Source organism: Bacillus sp. mrc49 (assembly GCF_002803435.1).
On sequence record NZ_PHNG01000179.1, the window covers coordinates 1 to 868 of the forward strand.

The 868-nt window shown below is 38.5% G+C and carries 1 protein-coding gene; it reads left to right on the forward strand.

What is annotated here, in order from left to right; genetic code table 11:
- Positions 1–279: 279 nt before the first annotated feature.
- A partial coding sequence (locus CVN76_RS01240; protein ID WP_157805423.1) for a ClpX C4-type zinc finger protein occupies positions 280–868 on the forward strand: 589 nt, incomplete at its 3' end.

Genomic DNA, 868 nt, shown 5'->3' on the forward strand with positions numbered 1-868 from the left:
AATACCGCATATACATATTTATACAGCGAATCCTAATTTTAAAAATCAAAAGTTTTGGGCATACTGGTAAAGGGCAAATACATATTGATTGATTATTGTACTTATTTAACAACTCGGACGCGTGAGCATTTTTGTTACTAAACTTCCAAGAACATGATAAAATGCAAAACATACTAGGGATTTGGAATGCTTAACTAGAGGTGTGCCTAGTTTTTTTCAATTAAGATTGGGTACCGCTATGTACTAGAGTTGGAAGAGTATTTAAAGGGGTGAACGTACATGTTTAAATTTAATGATGAAAAAGGACAGTTGAAATGTTCTTTTTGCGGAAAAACACAAGAACAAGTCCGTAAACTGGTTGCTGGTCCAGGTGTATATATTTGTGACGAGTGTATCGAGCTTTGTACGGAAATCGTCGAGGAAGAACTTGGTACTGATGAAGAAGTGGAATTCAGAGATGTACCTAAACCTATGGAAATCCGGGAAATTCTTGATGAATACGTGATTGGACAAGAACAGGCGAAGAAATCTTTGGCTGTTGCGGTTTACAATCATTATAAGCGTATCAATTCCAATAGCAAAGTCGACGATGTCGAGCTTTCGAAAAGTAACATTGCCCTAATCGGACCGACAGGAAGCGGGAAAACCCTTCTTGCACAAACGCTGGCACGTCTATTGAATGTTCCTTTTGCCATTGCTGATGCGACTTCATTGACGGAAGCTGGATACGTAGGGGAAGATGTGGAAAATATCCTCCTTAAATTGATTCAAGCAGCCGATTATGACGTTGAAAAAGCGGAAAAAGGCATCATATATATTGATGAAATCGATAAAGTTGCCCGTAAATCGGAAAATCCTTCGATTACGC